Below are 441 nucleotides of genomic sequence, written 5' to 3' on the forward strand. Positions count from 1 at the left end.
CCAGCACCGGTGATCCGCACGAACTCAGGCTTGGTGCGCATTTCTTCGATGTCGGCGCTGCCGGTGTAACCCATCGAGGAACGCAGGCCGCCCATCAGTTGATGGATGATGGCGCTCAGGGTGCCCTTGTAAGGAACACGCCCTTCGATACCTTCCGGAACCAGCTTCTCGGCACCCGCGGAGGAGTCGCTCAGGGTGCCCTTGTAAGGAACACGCCCTTCGATACCTTCCGGAACCAGCTTCTCGGCACCCGCGGAGGAGTCCTGGAAGTAACGGTCGGAGGAACCTTGAGCCTGGGACATGGCGCCCAGCGAACCCATGCCGCGATAAGCCTTGTACGAACGGCCCTGGAACAGTTCGATCTCGCCTGGCGCTTCTTCAGTACCGGCGAACATCGAGCCCATCATCACGCAGGAGGCACCGGCCACGATGGCCTTGGAC

At 61.9% G+C, this 441-nt stretch carries 1 protein-coding gene; it reads right to left on the reverse strand.

The window, feature by feature from the left end; all coding sequences use genetic code 11:
* Positions 1–441: IMP dehydrogenase (locus AC1DLB_RS32135; protein ID WP_477786553.1), on the reverse strand; the 441-nt coding region annotated here is incomplete at both ends.

The sequence above is a fragment of the Pseudomonas sp. 05N434 genome (genome assembly GCF_056396965.1).